Origin of the sequence: Nocardioides baekrokdamisoli, from assembly GCF_003945325.1 — a bacterium.
GTDB lineage: Bacteria > Actinomycetota > Actinomycetes > Propionibacteriales > Nocardioidaceae > Nocardioides > Nocardioides baekrokdamisoli.
The window spans coordinates 275,025-290,482 of the sequence record NZ_AP019307.1; the positions used below are offsets into that span (position 1 = coordinate 275,025).

At 67.0% G+C, this 15,458-nt stretch carries 17 protein-coding genes; 10 read left to right on the forward strand and 7 right to left on the reverse strand.

Annotation, left to right across the window (positions count from 1 at the left end; genetic code table 11):
* Window positions 1–6: 6 nt before the first annotated feature.
* The 4 genes from KCTC_RS01210 to KCTC_RS01225 all read left to right on the forward strand — a co-directional run bounded on the left by KCTC_RS01210 (window position 7) and on the right by KCTC_RS01225 (window position 5,172).
* Window positions 7–2,784: a DEAD/DEAH box helicase gene (locus tag KCTC_RS01210; protein WP_125566016.1), complete on the forward strand. Its 2,778-nt coding sequence runs from the start codon at window positions 7–9 to the stop codon at window positions 2,782–2,784.
* Window positions 2,785–2,847: 63 nt separating this feature from the next.
* Window positions 2,848–3,930 carry a ferrochelatase gene (locus KCTC_RS01215; protein ID WP_125566018.1) on the forward strand — a complete coding sequence of 361 codons (1,083 nt, stop codon included), beginning with the start codon at window positions 2,848–2,850 and terminating at the stop codon, window positions 3,928–3,930.
* The gene (locus KCTC_RS01220) at window positions 3,927–4,724 is read left to right on the forward strand and encodes an inositol monophosphatase family protein (protein ID WP_125566020.1); all 798 of its coding nucleotides are present in this window, start codon (window positions 3,927–3,929) and stop codon (window positions 4,722–4,724) included. The genes KCTC_RS01215 and KCTC_RS01220 overlap by 4 nt, the downstream gene beginning before the upstream one ends.
* A gap of 157 nt (window positions 4,725–4,881) precedes the next feature.
* Window positions 4,882–5,172, forward strand: coding sequence for a DUF4193 domain-containing protein (locus KCTC_RS01225; RefSeq protein WP_125566022.1), 291 nt, complete (start codon window positions 4,882–4,884; stop codon window positions 5,170–5,172).
* 58 nt (window positions 5,173–5,230) lie between these two features.
* On the opposite strand, the gene KCTC_RS01230 is transcribed toward KCTC_RS01225, so the two are convergent.
* Together KCTC_RS01230 and KCTC_RS01235 are read right to left on the reverse strand one after the other, a co-directional pair.
* Entirely contained in the window at window positions 5,231–5,581 is a 351-nt protein-coding gene (locus KCTC_RS01230) for a DUF4235 domain-containing protein (RefSeq protein ID WP_125566025.1), read from the reverse strand.
* Window positions 5,582–5,608: 27 nt separating this feature from the next.
* Window positions 5,609–6,064 (reverse strand): DUF3093 domain-containing protein, encoded by a 456-nt coding sequence (locus KCTC_RS01235; protein ID WP_125566027.1) that lies wholly within the window; start codon window positions 6,062–6,064, stop codon window positions 5,609–5,611.
* A gap of 48 nt (window positions 6,065–6,112) precedes the next feature.
* On the opposite strand from KCTC_RS01235, the gene KCTC_RS01240 reads away from it, so the two are divergent.
* Genes KCTC_RS01240 through KCTC_RS01250 form a run of 3 tightly spaced genes read left to right on the forward strand, consistent with a single transcriptional unit; the run spans window position 6,113 to window position 7,819 of the window.
* Window positions 6,113–6,739 carry a DUF3710 domain-containing protein gene (locus KCTC_RS01240; RefSeq protein ID WP_231998781.1) on the forward strand — a complete coding sequence of 209 codons (627 nt, stop codon included), beginning with the start codon at window positions 6,113–6,115 and terminating at the stop codon, window positions 6,737–6,739.
* Window positions 6,740–6,783: 44 nt separating this feature from the next.
* The gene (locus KCTC_RS01245; protein WP_125566029.1) at window positions 6,784–7,110 is read left to right on the forward strand and encodes a single stranded DNA-binding domain-containing protein; all 327 of its coding nucleotides are present in this window, start codon (window positions 6,784–6,786) and stop codon (window positions 7,108–7,110) included.
* Entirely contained in the window at window positions 7,103–7,819 is a 717-nt protein-coding gene (locus KCTC_RS01250) for a DUF3159 domain-containing protein (protein WP_125566031.1), read from the forward strand. The genes KCTC_RS01245 and KCTC_RS01250 overlap by 8 nt, the downstream gene beginning before the upstream one ends.
* Here KCTC_RS01250 and KCTC_RS01255 read toward each other — a convergent pair.
* The 3 genes from KCTC_RS01255 to KCTC_RS01265 are packed head-to-tail and all read right to left on the reverse strand — an operon-like array spanning window position 7,792 to window position 10,263.
* On the reverse strand, window positions 7,792–8,481 hold the full coding sequence (locus KCTC_RS01255) for a potassium channel family protein (RefSeq protein WP_125566033.1): 690 nt from the start codon (window positions 8,479–8,481) through the stop codon (window positions 7,792–7,794). The two genes, KCTC_RS01250 and KCTC_RS01255, sit on opposite strands and share 28 nt — an antisense overlap.
* Window position 8,482: 1 nt before the next feature.
* On the reverse strand, window positions 8,483–9,148 hold the full coding sequence (locus KCTC_RS01260; protein ID WP_125566035.1) for a potassium channel family protein: 666 nt from the start codon (window positions 9,146–9,148) through the stop codon (window positions 8,483–8,485).
* Window positions 9,149–9,159: 11 nt separating this feature from the next.
* Complete coding sequence (locus KCTC_RS01265) at window positions 9,160–10,263, reverse strand: glycosyltransferase (protein ID WP_125566037.1); 1,104 nt, start codon at window positions 10,261–10,263, stop codon at window positions 9,160–9,162.
* A gap of 31 nt (window positions 10,264–10,294) precedes the next feature.
* On the opposite strand from KCTC_RS01265, the gene KCTC_RS01270 reads away from it, so the two are divergent.
* Window positions 10,295–10,585 (forward strand): DUF1905 domain-containing protein, encoded by a 291-nt coding sequence (locus KCTC_RS01270; RefSeq protein WP_164512425.1) that lies wholly within the window; start codon window positions 10,295–10,297, stop codon window positions 10,583–10,585.
* A gap of 21 nt (window positions 10,586–10,606) precedes the next feature.
* Window positions 10,607–11,722: a class I SAM-dependent RNA methyltransferase gene (locus KCTC_RS01275; RefSeq protein WP_125566041.1), complete on the forward strand. Its 1,116-nt coding sequence runs from the start codon at window positions 10,607–10,609 to the stop codon at window positions 11,720–11,722.
* Here the strand turns inward: KCTC_RS01275 and KCTC_RS01280 are convergent.
* Entirely contained in the window at window positions 11,693–12,142 is a 450-nt protein-coding gene (locus tag KCTC_RS01280; RefSeq protein WP_125566043.1) for a hypothetical protein, read from the reverse strand. The two genes, KCTC_RS01275 and KCTC_RS01280, sit on opposite strands and share 30 nt — an antisense overlap.
* On the reverse strand, window positions 12,129–12,506 hold the full coding sequence (locus KCTC_RS01285; protein WP_125566045.1) for a hypothetical protein: 378 nt from the start codon (window positions 12,504–12,506) through the stop codon (window positions 12,129–12,131). The genes KCTC_RS01280 and KCTC_RS01285 overlap by 14 nt, the downstream gene beginning before the upstream one ends.
* Before the next feature lie 197 nt (window positions 12,507–12,703).
* Between KCTC_RS01285 and acnA the strand changes: the two genes are divergently transcribed.
* On the forward strand, window positions 12,704–15,388 hold the full coding sequence (gene acnA, locus KCTC_RS01290; protein WP_125569943.1) for an aconitate hydratase AcnA: 2,685 nt from the start codon (window positions 12,704–12,706) through the stop codon (window positions 15,386–15,388).
* The last annotated feature ends 70 nt before the right edge of the window (window positions 15,389–15,458 follow it).

The window sequence follows — 15,458 nt, forward strand, 5'->3', positions numbered from 1 at the left end:
CACATCATGTCGGACGATACGGATCTCAGTCCGGCCGCGGCGTACGCCGCCTCCCGGCGCAAGCAGGGCTACCCAGTCTTCAACGACTTCGCCGGGCTCTATTCCTTCGGGCTGGACGACTTCCAGGTACGCGCCTGTCACGAGATCGAGGATGGTCGCGGGGTGCTTGTTGCGGCACCGACCGGATCCGGGAAGACGATCGTGGGGGAGTTCGCGATCCACCTGGCGATCGCCACCGGCCGCAAGGCCTTCTACACGACGCCGATCAAGGCGCTGAGCAACCAGAAGTACAACGACCTCGTCGCACGCTACGGCGCCAGCAACGTCGGCCTTCTCACCGGAGACAACGTCGTCAACGGCGAGGCGCCGGTGGTCGTGATGACCACCGAGGTGCTCCGCAACATGTTGTACGCGAGCTCCTCCACCCTGACCGGTCTGGGCTACGTGGTCATGGACGAGGTGCACTACCTGGCCGATCGCAACCGTGGCGCGGTGTGGGAAGAGGTGATCATCCACCTGCCCGAGTCGGTCAGCGTGGTGTCGCTGTCCGCGACCGTCAGCAACGCCGAAGAGTTCGGTGAGTGGTTGACGACCGTACGCGGCGAGACGACGACGATCATCGAGGAGAAGCGGCCGGTGCCGCTGTTCCAGCACGTCATGGTCGGTCGGCGGATCCTGAACCTGTTCGCGTCCTCCGATGTCGATGCCCAGGCCGGCTTCGTCAAGGAAGGTGCCCTGGTCAACGACGAACTGATGAAGATCGCCCGGGACGACTGGGCCAGCAGCCGGATGCGAGACCGACGCGCTCCTCGCGGTGCCGCGGGCCAGGGTGGGCCGCGACAACCGGGCAACGGTCGGCGGGTCTGGATCCCCGCTCGGCCCGACGTCATCGCTGCGATGGAGCGGGCGAACCTGTTGCCGGCGATCATCTTCATCTTCAGTCGCGTCGGCTGTGACGCCGCCGTCCAGCAGTGTCTGGCCGCAGGTGTACGCCTCACCACGGCGGAGGAGCGCGACGAGGTCATCAAGCGGGTGGACGGTGCGTGCCGAGACCTGAGCGTCGAGGACCGGCACGTCCTCGGCTATCACGAGTTCCTGGATGCTTTGTCGCGCGGTGTCGCCTCGCATCACGCCGGGATGCTTCCTGCCTTCAAGGAGATCGTCGAGGATCTCTACGTCGCCGGGTTCATCAAGGTCGTGTTCGCCACCGAGACCCTCGCCCTGGGCATCAACATGCCGGCCCGTACGGTGCTCATCGAGAAGCTGACGAAGTGGAACGGCGAGGTGCACGCCGATCTGACGCCGGGGGAGTACACCCAGCTCGTCGGGCGTGCGGGACGCCGTGGACTCGATGTCGAAGGTCACGGCGTCGTCCTGTGGCAGTCCGGAATGAATCCGCGTGAACTCGCCGGCCTCGCCTCGACGCGTACGTACCCGCTGAAATCCAGCTTCCGACCGTCGTACAACATGGCCGTCAATCTCGTGCACCACTTCGGCCGCGCCCGTTCCCGCGAGTTGCTCGAGCAGTCCTTCGCCCAGTTCCAGGCGGACCGCTCGGTCGTTGGCATCGCCCGCCAGGTCCGGAAGGCCGAGGACGCGCACGCCGGGTATGTCGAGGCTGCGGTCTGCGACAGGGGCGACTTCATGGAGTACGCCGGGCTGCGCAATCGGATCTCCGAGATGGAGAAGGCCTCAGCCCGGGATCGCCGCGCAGACCGGCGGGTCGAGATCGTCGCCTCACTGGAGCAGCTCAAGCCGGGCGACGTGATCCAGGTGCCGACCGGGAAGTTCGCCGGACCCGCGCTCGTGATCGATCCGGGCTTCGATCCCGACAGCCCGCGACCGTACGTCCTGACGGTCGAGCGCCAGGCTCGCCGGCTCGCCATCATCGACTTCAACCGGCCCGTCGTGCCGCGTGGTCACATGCGACTGCCCCGCGGGTTCAACGGCCGGGATCCGCAACAGCGGCGCACGCTCGCGATGCAACTGCGTGAACGGGTCAAGGACATGCCCCATGACCGTGAGGTCGCGCGCGACCGCCAGACCAATGACCCCCTGGAGCGTGAGATCGCGGACCTGCGCGCCCAGATCAAGCTCCACCCGTGCCACGAGTGCCCGGACCGGGAGGACCACGCGCGGTGGGCCGAGCGCGCGTTCAAGCTGTCCCGTGACACCGACGGTCTGCGTCGACGTGTCGAGGCGCGTACGAACACCGTCGCGCGCCAGTTCGACCGCGTCTGCGACATTCTGACGGCCTTGGGCTACCTCGACGGCGACACTGTGACGGATCGCGGCCGCCGACTGATGCGGCTCTACTCCGAACTCGATCTGCTGGCAGCCGAGTCTCTGCGAGCCGGACTCTGGGACCAGCTCAACCCTGCGGAGCTCGCAGCCGCCTTGTCGGCCTTGGTCTTCGAGGCTCGTCGAGCCGACGACGGCGCGCCGCGGGTTCCGGGAGGCAAGGCCGGTGAGGCCCTGCGCGAGATGGCGAAGTTGGCTGGCGAGCTGCAGTCGCTTGAGCGCGAGTACCACCTCGACTTCCTGCGACTTCCCGACCCGGGCTTCGCCTGGGCCGCATACCGCTGGGCCGAGGGCGACGACCTCGATGACGTCCTGGGCACCGTCGACATGGCGGCAGGAGACTTCGTCCGCAACATGAAGCAGTTGATCGACGTCGCCGGTCAGGTCGCAGACGCAGCCGGGGACAGCCCGGTGCGTACGACCGCCCGCGGTCTGATCGGCCGGCTCAAGCGCGGGATCGTCGCGTACTCCACTCTCGACTGACGCCGAACCGTGAGGTTTTCAGGTCCCAACCGTGAGGCTTTCGCGGTCCCCTAGGGTGTCCCCGTGGACGTGAGCCCGTACGACGCCCTTCTGCTGCTCTCCTTCGGTGGCCCTGAGAAGCCCGACGACGTGGTGCCGTTCCTGGAGAACGTCACGCGCGGCCGCGGGATCCCTCGCGAGCGGCTGGTCGAGGTCGGGCAGCACTATTTCGGTTTCGGCGGCCGGTCGCCGATCAATGACCAGAACAAGGCGCTGATCGCGGCACTGGAGCAGGCATTCGAGAGCCTCGACATCACCTTGCCGATCTACTGGGGCAACCGGAACTGGGAGCCGTATCTCCCGGACACCGTCGCGCAGATGGCCGCCGACGGCGTGCAACGGGCGCTGGTGCTCACCACGAGCGCGTACGCGTCGTACAGCTCATGTCGGCAGTACCGGGAGAACCTCTGGGATGCGGTCCAGCAGACCCCAGATGCTCCCGTGCTCGACAAGCTCGGCCCGTACTTCAACAGCCAGGGGTTCGAGAACGCGGTCTCGGACAACGTGGTCGTCGCTCTCAAGGATCTCGGCGATGCCGCTGCCGGAGCGCGGCTCGTCTTTGTGACGCACTCGATCCCCAATTCCATGGCTGGAGCCAGCGGACCCGACGGCGACGCGTACGTCGCTCAGCACCGCGAACTCGCCCGCGCCGTCACGCAGGACGTCGAGGCCTTCTTCGGATGCCCTCACGACCACGATCTGGTGTTCTGCAGCCGCTCCGGGCCTCCGCAAGTGCCGTGGCTCGAGCCGGACGTCAACGACCACCTCGAGGCACTGGCTGCCGATGGCATCACCGCTGCGGTGCTGATCCCGATCGGCTTCGTGTCGGACCACATGGAGGTCATCTACGACCTCGACACCGAAGCGTTTGCGACGGCTCAGCGCCTCGGAATGGACGTACGCCGCGCAGGCACGGCGGGCACCCACCCGACGTTCATCCAGGGTCTGATCGAACTCATCACCGAACGAGCAGCCGTCGAGCGCGGCGAGAACTCCGAGCGATCCGTCTCCGGAGTCAAGAAGCCGACATGGGACCGGTGTTTGCCCGGCTGTTGCGCCACGGCCACCGCCCGGCCAGCCTTGTGCGGCACGGTGCACGGGCAATGAACGAAGAACTTCTCGCCCTCGCCCAGCGCGCGGCCCGCGCGACAGCCGATCTCGTGCGCCCCCAGATCGGCTCGGCCCGGGTCGCCGCCACCAAGTCCAGCGCCGTCGACGTCGTCACCCAGGTCGATCGGGACAGCGAGGCACTGATCCGCTCGATCATCACCGCGGCTCGTCCTCACGATGCGATCGTCGGCGAGGAGGAGGACGACCGCCCGGGATCCAGCGGCGTCCGCTGGATCGTCGATCCGATCGACGGCACCGTGAACTTCCTCTACAACCTGCCCGAGTTCGCGGTCTCGATCGCCGTCGAGGTCGCCGGCGTCACGGTCGCCGGCGTGGTCATCAACATCCCGCAGCAGATCGAGTACGCAGCCGTCCGTACGGCCGACGGCGTGCGGTCGACCCGCAACGGCCAGCCGATCAGCGTTCGCGCGTACGCACCGCTGGCGGAGCGGCTGATCGCGACCGGGTTCTCCTACGACTCCGGTCTGCGGGCGCTCCAGGGCGCAGCAGCGGCCAAGTTGCTCCCGTCCGTACGGGATCTGCGGCGTCACGGCGCCGCGGCGCTGGAGCTCTGCCACGTGGCCGAGGGCTGCGTTGACGGCTACCTCGAGGAGGGGACCAACGTCTGGGACTACGCCGCTGGAGCACTCATCGCCGAGGGCGCCGGAGCGACCGTCGAGGTCCTGACAGGCTCGGGCGGCCGCACGCTGGTGGTGGCCGGACCAGCGGACGGCTTCGACGAGCTCCTTACAGCCGCTCAAGCGTGCAGTTATGTCGCAGATCCCGTCTGAAACCCACATCCGCGCGCCGGAATTTTCATGACCTTGCACACGTTCGGCCTGTGCAGTGTGAGTCGAGATGCAGATGGGCCGCATATGTGGCACTATCGCGGCTCGTGCTGGGCCGAACAGCACATTCTCGGGATCAAGCAGGGCGAGGGAGACCACGATGGCGACTGACTACGACGCACCGCGTAAGGAACAGGAAGAGCAGTCCGAGGAGAGCATCGAAGAGCTCAAGGCGCGGCGCCACGACAAGAACTCGGGCAAGGTTGACGAGGACGAGGTCGAGGCCGCGGAGTCATTCGAGCTCCCGGGCGCCGACCTGTCGCACGAAGAGCTTGCCGTGGAGGTCAAGCCGGAGCAGTCCGACGAGTTCACTTGTATGAGCTGCTTCCTCGTGCACCACCGCAGCCAGCTGGCAGACCCCAAGAAGAACATCTGCCGCGACTGCGCCTGACGCGCGACATACGAAAGGGCCGCTTCCCCATGGGAGGCGGCCCTTTCGTATGCGAGACCTACTTCTTCTTCTTGGCCTTGGCAGGCTTGTCCAGCAACTGTGGCGGGAGCTCCCCGGTGGAGTGCTGGTAGTAGCGCGCGGTCGCGCGCTCGGCGAGCAGCTTTGCCACCGCGACGCCACCGGTGCTGAGGAGGGTCCACAGGACCGCTTCACGTCCTGCAATCTCCGGACTCGCGAGCTTCTTCGACTTGGGGGGCTTGGCGCCGGTCGCTGCTGACCAGCCTGCGTCGAGGCCCTTGGTGGCTGCCTTGGTGGCAACGCCGGTCGTCAGGTTGGACATCACCTTGTAGGCCTTGGAGTCCTTCGGACCCTTCACCTTCTTGGACTTCTTCGCCTTCGCGTTCGCCATGGTCAGAACCCTAGCGCGCTGGACTGATCAGTCGGAGATGATCTCTGCGGCGAGCGCGGCCGCGAGTGCGTCGGGGTGGCGCGAGGCGAGCAGCCAGTACGGCGTCCGGTCAGCTGGATCGTTGAGTTCGACCTTCACAGCACGCCGCAGATACGGCCGCAGAAGCAGGTACGCACGCGCGTCGGCCTTCGGGCCGGCGATCTGCCAGGCCTCCTCAGCCGTCAGGGACTGCGCTGATCCGAGATAGGTGGTCTGGATCTTCGCCTTGCCGGCGTACAGCCATCCGTCCCGAACCTCGATCGCAGCGCTGCCGTAGCTCTGCATCGCGAGCGCGAACAGCAACACGATCGTGCCGATGATGGTCCATGCAAGGACGCCCGGCACCCACAGGAAGACAGCGATGAAGACGGTCGCAATGAACATCACGCCTTGTGCCCACCAGCGCAGCGGCACGCTGAGGCGTTCGCGATATGGACCAGTCATGGTGGCTCAGTCTGGCATTCCCTCCTCAGCAGTGTTGAATGGACCCTTGTGAGGTTCCGCTCCCGCTCGTCAGAGCCCAAGACGGCTGGCTCTCCCGCTGAGGCGGTCGAGACCCAGCCGGCATCCGGTCCGTACGACATCGACGCGCTGCCGCCAGGGTGGGTCGCCGAGGAGCTGCTCGATCTCGGGTCCGTCCTGCTGGCACCGGTCGAAGGTGTCGAGTTGCAGATCCAGGTCGACGAGGCTTCCGGCCTGCCAGCGGCGATGCTTCTCGCCAACGTGGATGGCGCCGTGGAGCTGCGGGCTTTTGCGGCACCTCGTGGCGGTGGCCTCTGGGCCGAGGTCGTGCCGGCCCTGCGTGATGACGTGATCGCCAACGGTGGCCTGCTTGCGGACAGCGAGGGACCGTGGGGCCCGGAGGTCCATGCGACCTTCACCGTCACGACGCCCGACGGTCAGAGTGGCAACCAGCACACGCGCATGATCGGCATTGACGGGCCGCGCTGGATGCTCCGCGCAACCTTCCTCGGCAAGCCTGCTCTTGAGCCGCACAACGCCCAGTCGTGGCACGACCTGCTCAACAGCGTGGTCGTACGCCGCGGCGGGCACGCCGTGCCCAAGGGCGAGGTTCTGCCCCTGACCCTTCCCGCCAATGCAAAGCCGGTGCACCAGTGAACCGCGTACGTCTCCGAGGGTCGAAGACTTCGACGCCGACCCCTGTGGCTCCTGAGCCGCTCCAGGCACCGATCACCCCCATCGATGCACCGACCACGGGCACGATCTCGATCGTGCAGAACCGGGACCTGATCGAACTGGACGGCGTCGTCGAGGCTGTACGCGTCGCCGACCACGGTGGTTCGCCGGCCGTCGAGGCCGACTTCGTGGACGGCACCGGGCAGTTGCGTCTGGTCTGGCTCGGGCGACAGAAGATCGCAGGCATCTGTGAGGGCGTCGGCATCCACATCGAAGGTCGTGTCGGGGACTGCTCCGGGGTGCGTACCGTGTTCAACCCGCGGTACGTCCTGACCAGCCCCTCGGATGACTGAGACAACTGTCGACACCGTCGAGGCATTCGTACGACGGCAGATGTCGGCCTCTCTCGGAGGTCGGCGCGGGATGCTCGAAGCAGCCGTCCCGGGCGTGGCCTTCACGGTCGCCTGGCTGTTCTCGAAGAACATCACGACCGCACTGATCGCCGGCGGGCTGATTGCTGTGGCCGCCCTTCTCGTCCGGATGGTTCAGCGCTCCGACCTCAAGCATGTGGGCAACGCCATCCTCGGCCTCGCGCTCGGATGGGGGATCGTGTGGGCCATCAAGCATGCCGGAGGAAGTGCGCAGCATCAGGCTCTAGCCTTCTTCGTTCCTGGAGTAGTTACGAGCGGGATCCAGGCGATCGTGATGGCGATCAGCTGCGTCGTCCGCTGGCCGGCCGTCGGGTTCCTGCTCGGCGGTGCCACGGGAGATCCCATCGCATGGCACCGCGACCGTCAGGTCGTACGCCTCTGCTCCCAGCTCACCTGGCTGCTGCTGGGGCCGCTCGCGATCCTGGTCGCGATCGAGGGACCGCTCATCCTGGCTGGCTGGACCGGCGCCATGAACGCCGACACCGCGGTGTCGACCCTCGCCATCATCAAGCTCGGCGTCGGTTGGCCGCTTCGAGCTGTGATGTGGGGCGCGATGATCTGGCTGCTGGGCCGGAACGCCACGCCGCACGCCGAAGCGACCGGTCAGTCCTCGTCTTCGTCGTCCGGGTGATCGGGCCTCGGAGCGAGCAGGTTCGCCAACTCGTCCTCGTGCTCGGCCGCGACCACGAAGATCAGCTCGTCGCCGGCGCTCACCTCGGTGCTCGGCTGCGGGGCGATCACATCGCCGCCGCTCAACACGGTCGTCAGGACGCAGTTCGCCGGTAGCGGCAGGTCAGCCACCTTGGAGCCCGCGTACGGGCTGTCCTCAGGAAGCGTGATCTCGACGAGGTTGGCGGTGTTCTGACGGAAGCTGAAGAGCCGCACCAGATCACCGACCGAGACTGCCTCCTCGACGAGCGCGGACATGATCCGTGGTGTCGAGACGTTGACGTCGACACCCCACGCATCGGTGAAGAGCCATTCGTTGTTCGGGTGGTTCACGCGCCCGACGGTGCGCGGCACACTGAACTCGGTCTTGGCCAGCAGCGAGGTGACCAGGTTGACCTTGTCGTCGCCGGTGGCCGCCACAACCACGTCGCAGCGCTCGAGGTGCGCCTCCTTCAGGGAGGACAGCTCGCACGCGTCGGCCAGCAGCCACTCGGCCTCCGGCACGCGCTCAGGTCGAATGGTGTCCGCACTCTTGTCGATCAGCAGGACGTCGTGACCGTTGCGGATGAGCTCACGGGCAATGGAGCGGCCGACAGCGCCTGCTCCGGCGATGGCTACGCGCATCTCAGGCCTCCTGCTCAGGTCCGTTTGTGATGACGGTGTACGCGTGGCTCGCGTTCTCCTCGCGGATCACGAGATGCAGGACGTCGCCGTCCTGGATCACGCTCTCGCGGTTTGGCAGCACGCCTTCGCCAAGCCGGTCGATCCACGCGATACGAGACTTCGCGGCCAGCTGGAAGTCGACAGTGCGCTGACCGATCCAGCCGTCCGGCGCGTTCACGGTGTCGAGCCGGATCGTGCCGGAGGGATCGCGGTACGCGGGCTCGGCGCCAGCCGGGAGCAGGCGTCGAAGGATCTGGTCCGCCGTCCACTTGACGGTGGCCACCGTGCTCACGCCGAGCCGCTCGTACACCTCGGCGCGGCCGGGATCGTAGATGCGGGCAACGACGTGCTCGACACCGAAGGTCTCGCGGGCGACACGCGCCGCGATGATGTTGGAGTTGTCACCGCTGGACACCGCAGCGAACGCGTCGGCGCGGCGGATTCCGGCCTTCTCCAGCACCTCCTGGTCGAAGCCGATCCCCGTCACCTTGGTGCCGTTGAACCCAGGGCTCAACCGGCGGAAGGCGTCGGCCTCGATGTCGATGATCGACACCGTGTGATTACGTTCCTCGAGGCTACGCGCCAGCGTCGAACCGACGCGGCCGCAGCCCATGATCACCACGTGCACGAGCGATGACGCTACCGCAGCCGCGCGGCCACTGCGGCCGGAGAGGGCATGTCGGCCCATTGAGTCTGCAGTCGTGCTGCCGCGGTGATCACGCCCGATCCCGGATCCAGCGCTCGACTCGCCGCAGCGAAGACGTCCACAGGCGCGATCGGCCCGTGGAGCGCCACCGCTGCGCCGGCGTGCGCCAGCGCCTCCGCGTTGCCGAACTGGTCGGCGCCGCGGGCAAGGATCACCTGGGGCAACCCGAGGGAGATCGCGGCCGCACAGGTACCGGATCCTCCGTGGTGGACGGCCAGGTCGACATGCTTGAGCGCCTCGTCCTGCGCGATGAAGTCGGCCTGCCGGATATTGGCGGGCAACCCGACGATCGGTCCCTTGCCGTGGCCGGTCACGACGAGGACATCGGCATCGAGCGATCCGAGTCCGTGGGCCATCGAGCCCAGGACGTCGGGGCGGTTGAACACCGTGCCCAGAGTCACCAGCACCCTCGGGCGTGTCCTGGGCTCCAGGAGCCACTCGGGCACGAACGAGTCGTTCGACCACGGCACCGGTTGGATGCGAAGTCGGTCCACGACCGGCTCGTCAGCCCGTCGCAGCACCGGATGCGTGGGATCGATCAGTGGCTCGTACAGGTCGCGCCACGTGGTGGTTGCCGGGAGCCGGTCCCGGTGTTCATCGGCGGCGTACTCCGCGAATGCGACATTGAGTCGGCTGGGCGCCGTGATCGCGAACGAGTACGCACGCACGCCGTGTTCCAGAGCCGCGACACGCGCCCCGACATTGAGGTACTCGGTCACGACCGCGTCGGGTCGGTATGTCTCGATCACCGGGCTGAGCGCGGCGCGCATCGGTTCCCCGACCGCCCGAGCCATCATCGTGGCGACGGTGTGCTCGTACGCGCCGCCGCGCTTGAGCTGGGCGCTCACCTCGGCATTCGCCAGATCGAAGTCGTGCTGTGTCACCGCCAGCGCGATCGTCCGGACCGGCAGCCGATCGGTGAACGGGTGACCTGTGGCAAAGGCCACCTCGTGCCCGGCCTCGCGGCAGGCGATCGCGAGCGGCAGCATCGGGAAGACATGTCCGTACGCCGGGAGCGCTGAGAACAAGATCCGCACCGCGCCAGTATGTCGGGGTTGAATGGCACCCGTGGAGTGGACCGTCTGTGGCGTGGTCGTGGAGTGGCGTGGACCGTCGCCGTACTTCTTCCTGCCGATGAGCGTCGAGGACAGCGCCGAGCTCAAGATCGAGGCCGCCGGCCTGGAGTACTGGGGCCAGGTGGCTGTCCTTGTCGAGCTCGGTGGCGCCACCATCGAGACCGCGCTGTTCCCGCAGGGGGACCGTTACATGGTGCCGCTGCGGGCCGCGGTCCGGCGTGCCGAAGGCCTCGAGGTCGGCATGGAACTCACCGCCACCGTACGAATCCGCTACGACCGGTGACGCGGCACTAGATTGACGCGGGTGAAGCGCCACACCCGCCCCCGTCAGAACAAGGGCGCAAGCCACGTCGGTGAACGATTCGAGGTCGAGGTCGGGCCTGTTGCCCACGGCGGCTTCTGGATCGCACGGCACGAGGGGCGGGTGATCTTCGTACGCCATGCCCTCACCGGCGAGAAGGCGATCGTCGAGGTCACCGAAGGGTCGGACGGCGACACGTTCTGGCGCGCAGATGCGGTCGAGATCCTCGAGGCATCCCCCGACCGGGTGCAGGCACCGTGTGAGTACGCCCGCCCCGGCGGTTGCGGTGGCTGCGACTTCCAGCATGTCGCGGTCACGGCCCAGCGTGATCTGAAGGCACAGGTCATCAAGGAGCAGTTCCGCCGGTTGGCGAAGCTGGAGGTCGACATCACGGTGCAGCCCGTACATGGCGACAAGGAGGGACTGCGGTGGCGGACCCGGCAGACCTACGTCGGCCCCGGCAAGGGCATGCGCAAGCATCGGTCCCACGACGTCATCCAGATCGACGACTGCCTCATTGCCCGGCACGACGCGCGCGAGGGCGGCGAAGGCAGCCTCACCGAGACGGTGGACGCCGCTGGCACGCAGCGGACGTTCCAGGTCGCAGCGGACGGGTTCTGGCAGGTGCACCCCGGCGCGCCCACCGCACTCGTCGAAGCCGTGCTCGATGCGCTCCAGCCACAATCCGGCGAGTCGGTGCTCGATCTGTACTCGGGCGTCGGACTCTTCAGCTCGTTCCTCGCCGAGCGAGGCGCGTCCGTGACGGCGATCGAGGGCGAGAAGGTCGCCAGTGAGTACGGCGCCGGCAACGTGCTGAAGGCCCGGTCCATCACCTCGGACGTGGCTGCCTGGCTTGCCCTGAACCCGGGGGAGTCGGACCTCGTCGTCCTGGACCCGCCGCGGGCCGGTGCTGGCCGGAAGGTGGTCACCGCCATCGCCGACCGTTCGCCGCGGGCGATTGCGTACGTCGCCTGCGATCCGGCCGCGCTGGCGCGCGACGTGGCGACGTTCGCCGAACTCGGCTATCGGATGTCGGATCTCAAGGCGTTCGATCTCTTCCCGATGACGCACCACGTGGAGTCGGTGGCGCTACTCGTTCCCGACCGGGTCCTCGCCTAACAGGCTCTTGCGGGTCGTCTCCGTGAAGCCCTCGCCGGCAGTCTCGATGGCTCGATAGAGCGACTGCGACAAGGTGTCGTGCGCTTCCTGCAGTTGTTGACTGCGGGCCCGCGTACGCGGGATGCGGTTGAAGACTCCGAACGAGACCGAGGCCAGCGCGCCGTGGCCCACCCGAGCGAGCGATGCACCGATCTGGACGACGTCGTTCACGGCGTCGGTGGCGTCGGCGACCGGTTGCCGCCAGGCGCGAATCCGCCGGGCCTCAGCACGCCACGCCTCAGTGCGTACGAGCCGGTTGCGAACGGTGCGCGCGTGGGCGCTCAGTGTCTGCCAGCGGATGTAGAGGTTGAGGGTGAGTGCGGTCACGCCGGTGGCGGCGCCGAGCGCGAGCAGCGCCAGGATCAGATCAGTCCGCAGCATGGATCAGCACCTCGGCGACGACGCCTTCCTCAGCGAGCTGTGAGGAGATCTGCTTGGCCGCCTCGTTGTAGACCATCTTGGTGATCGCGTCCGGCTTCCAACTGCCGACCAGCGATGCGGCGCGTACCTGCGAACTCGCGAGCTCGATCGGGTTGAGGATCTCGATCGTGATGATCGGCCGGTTCGGCACAGCGGGCACCGGGGGAGCCGGGGGCGCGTCGACGATGCCGTCGAGTTCAGCGGCCAGATCGGCGATCCGCAGCTCCAGCACCTGAGCCTGACGGCGCATCAGCACGTACGCGGTCAGGCCGCACGTGGCCACGATCAGGGCGGCTGCGGCGATGGCGATGCTGATCCAGGTCACGCGCACATCTTTGCCTATCGGAGGGCCTCGCGGCAGGTGCGACTCGACAGTGGTATCTTGACATCAAGAGACATTTGAGATGTGGACACCCGTCTATCCCTCCTCGCATTGGACGCGGCAGGATGAGAGTGTTGGCCGGATCACATCGGGACTGCCTCTGACAGGCACAGCACCGCATGGATGTACCTCACAAGGAGATGAGCGAGTTGGCGAGCAAGGACAGCTTCGGGTCCAAGAGCACCCTGGACGTGAACGGGACCGCGTACGAGATCTTCCGTCTCGACAAGGTCGTCGGCGAGGGGCTTGACGTCGCCTCGCTCCCGTACTCGCTCAAGGTCCTGCTGGAGAACCTGCTTCGTACCGAGGACGGTGCGGACATCACCGCCGCCGACATCAAGGCGCTGGCCGGCTGGGACGAGACCGCCGAGCCCGACAAGGAGATCCAGTTCACGCCGGCGCGCGTGATCATGCAGGACTTCACCGGCGTGCCGTGCATCGTCGACCTGGCCACCCTGCGCGAAGCCGCTGCCGAGCTCGGTGGCGACGCATCCAAGATCAACCCGTTGTCCCCGGCCGAGATGGTCATCGACCACTCCGTCATCGCCGAGGTCTTCGGCAGCGCCGACGCCTTCGAGAAGAACGTCGAGATCGAGTACCAGCGCAACCGCGAGCGCTACCAGTTCCTGCGCTGGGGCCAGACCGCGTTCGACGACTTCAAGGTCGTCCCGCCGGGCACCGGCATCGTGCACCAGGTCAACATCGAGCACCTGGCTCGTACGGTCTTCACGCGCGTGGTCGACGGCGAGCTCCTCGCGTACCCCGACACCTGCGTCGGCACCGACTCCCACACGACCATGGTCGACGGCCTCGGCGTCCTCGGCTTCGGCGTCGGTGGCATCGAGGCAGAGGCCGCGCTGCTGGGTCAGCCGGTTTCCATGCTCATCCCGCGGGTCGTCGGCTTCAAGCTGACCGGTGACCTGCCCGAGGGCACCACTGCCACCGACCTCGTCCTGACCATCACCGAGCAGCTGCGCAAGCACGGCGTCGTCGGCAAGTTCGTCGAGTTCTACGGCGCCGGCGTCGCGAAGCTGCCGCTCGCGAACCGCGCCACCATCGGCAACATGTCGCCGGAGTTCGGCTCCACGGTGGCGATGTTCCCGATCGATGACGAGACCATCAACTACCTGCGTCTGACCGGTCGTGACGAGCAGCAGCTCGCGCTCGTCGAGACGTACGCCAAGGAGCAGGGCCTCTGGCTCGACCCGAACGCCGAGCCGCGCTTCTCCGAGAAGCTCGAGCTCGACCTGTCGACGGTCGTCCCCTCGATCGCCGGCCCCAAGCGTCCACAGGACCGTGTCCAGCTGACCGACGCCAAGACCTCGTTCGAGGGCTACCTGCCGTCGTACACCTCGCAGCCGAACGCCTCGATCCCGGTGACCCTCGCAGACGGTACGAGTTTCGAGCTCAGGAACGGCGCGGTCACGATCGCCTCGATCACCTCGTGCACCAACACGTCGAACCCGTCGGTCATGCTCGGTGCTGCGCTGCTGGCGAAGAAGGCCGTCGAGAAGGGCCTGACCAGCAAGCCGTGGGTCAAGACCACCCTTGCTCCCGGCTCGAAGGTCGTCACCGACTACTACGACAAGGCCGGCCTCACGCCGTACCTGGAGAAGCTCGGCTTCGACCTCGTCGGCTACGGCTGCGTCACCTGCATCGGCAACTCGGGTCCGATCATCCCCGAGGTCTCCGCCGCGGTGAACGAGCACGACCTGGCCGTCGTCTCGGTGCTCTCCGGCAACCGCAACTTCGAGGGTCGCATCAACCCCGACGTGAAGATGAACTACCTGGCGTCGCCGCCGCTCGTCATCGCGTACGCGATCGCGGGCAACATGGACGTCGACCTGTTCCACGACGCCCTGGGTCAGGACACCGACGGCAACGACGTGTTCCTCAAGGACATCTGGCCGACGCCGGCCGAGGTCGAAGCCACCATCGCCTCCGCGATCGACCAGGACATGTTCACCAAGGACTACGCCGACGTGTTCGCTGGTGATGCCCGCTGGCAGAACCTGCCGACCCCGACCGGTGACACCTTCACCTGGGACGAGGACTCCACGTACGTCCGCAAGGCGCCGTACTTCGACGGCATGTCGAAGACCCCGTCGCCGGTCACGGACATCGAGGGTGCCCGCGTCCTGCTCAAGCTGGGCGACTCGGTCACGACCGACCACATCTCGCCTGCCGGCAACATCAAGAAGGACTCGCCGGCCGGTCAGTACCTGACCGAGCACGGCGTGGAACAGCGCGACTTCAACTCCTACGGCTCGCGCCGAGGCAACCACGAGGTCATGATCCGCGGCACGTTCGCGAACATCCGTATCCGCAACCAGATCCTCGACGGCGTCGAGGGCGGCTACACCAAGGACTTCACGGTCGACGGCGCTCCGCAGGCGTTCATCTACGACGCCTCGCAGAACTACCAGGCCGCAGGCATCCCGTTGGTCGTCCTGGCCGGCAAGGAGTACGGCTCAGGGTCGTCGCGCGACTGGGCCGCCAAGGGCACCTCGCTGCTCGGCGTCAAGGCTGTCATCGCCGAGTCGTACGAGCGCATCCACCGCTCGAACCTGATCGGCATGGGTGTCATCCCGCTGCAGTTCCCGGCTGGCCAGAACGCCGAATCGCTCGGCCTGACGGGCGAGGAGACGTTCTCGATCTCGGGCATCACCGAGCTCAACGAGGGGCGTACGCCGAAGACCGTCAAGGTCACCGCCGGCGACAAGTCCTTCGACGCGGTCGTCCGTATCGACACCCCCGGTGAGGCGAACTACTACCGCAACGGGGGCATCCTGCAGTACGTCTTGCGTAACCTGCTCAACGGCTGATCAAGCCACGACGAGGGCCCCCACCGCATCGGCGGTCGGGGGCCTTCATCGTCGTGAGGCACGATCCGGT

Bases quoted from the DNA above. Each gene is read 5' to 3' on its own strand.
- KCTC_RS01210 (WP_125566016.1), top strand. From the start codon at position 7: ATGTCGGACGATACGGATCTCAGTCCGGCCGCGGCGTACGCCGCCTCC.
- KCTC_RS01220 (WP_125566020.1), top strand. From the start codon at position 3,927: ATGAACGAAGAACTTCTCGCCCTCGCCCAGCGCGCGGCCCGCGCGACA.
- KCTC_RS01225 (WP_125566022.1), top strand. From the start codon at position 4,882: ATGGCGACTGACTACGACGCACCGCGTAAGGAACAGGAAGAGCAGTCC.
- KCTC_RS01230 (WP_125566025.1), bottom strand. From the start codon at position 5,581: ATGGCGAACGCGAAGGCGAAGAAGTCCAAGAAGGTGAAGGGTCCGAAG.
- KCTC_RS01235 (WP_125566027.1), bottom strand. From the start codon at position 6,064: ATGACTGGTCCATATCGCGAACGCCTCAGCGTGCCGCTGCGCTGGTGG.
- KCTC_RS01250 (WP_125566031.1), top strand. From the start codon at position 7,103: ATGACTGAGACAACTGTCGACACCGTCGAGGCATTCGTACGACGGCAG.
- KCTC_RS01255 (WP_125566033.1), bottom strand. From the start codon at position 8,481: ATGCGCGTAGCCATCGCCGGAGCAGGCGCTGTCGGCCGCTCCATTGCC.
- KCTC_RS01280 (WP_125566043.1), bottom strand. From the start codon at position 12,142: ATGCTGCGGACTGATCTGATCCTGGCGCTGCTCGCGCTCGGCGCCGCC.
- acnA (WP_125569943.1), top strand. From the start codon at position 12,704: ATGAGCGAGTTGGCGAGCAAGGACAGCTTCGGGTCCAAGAGCACCCTG.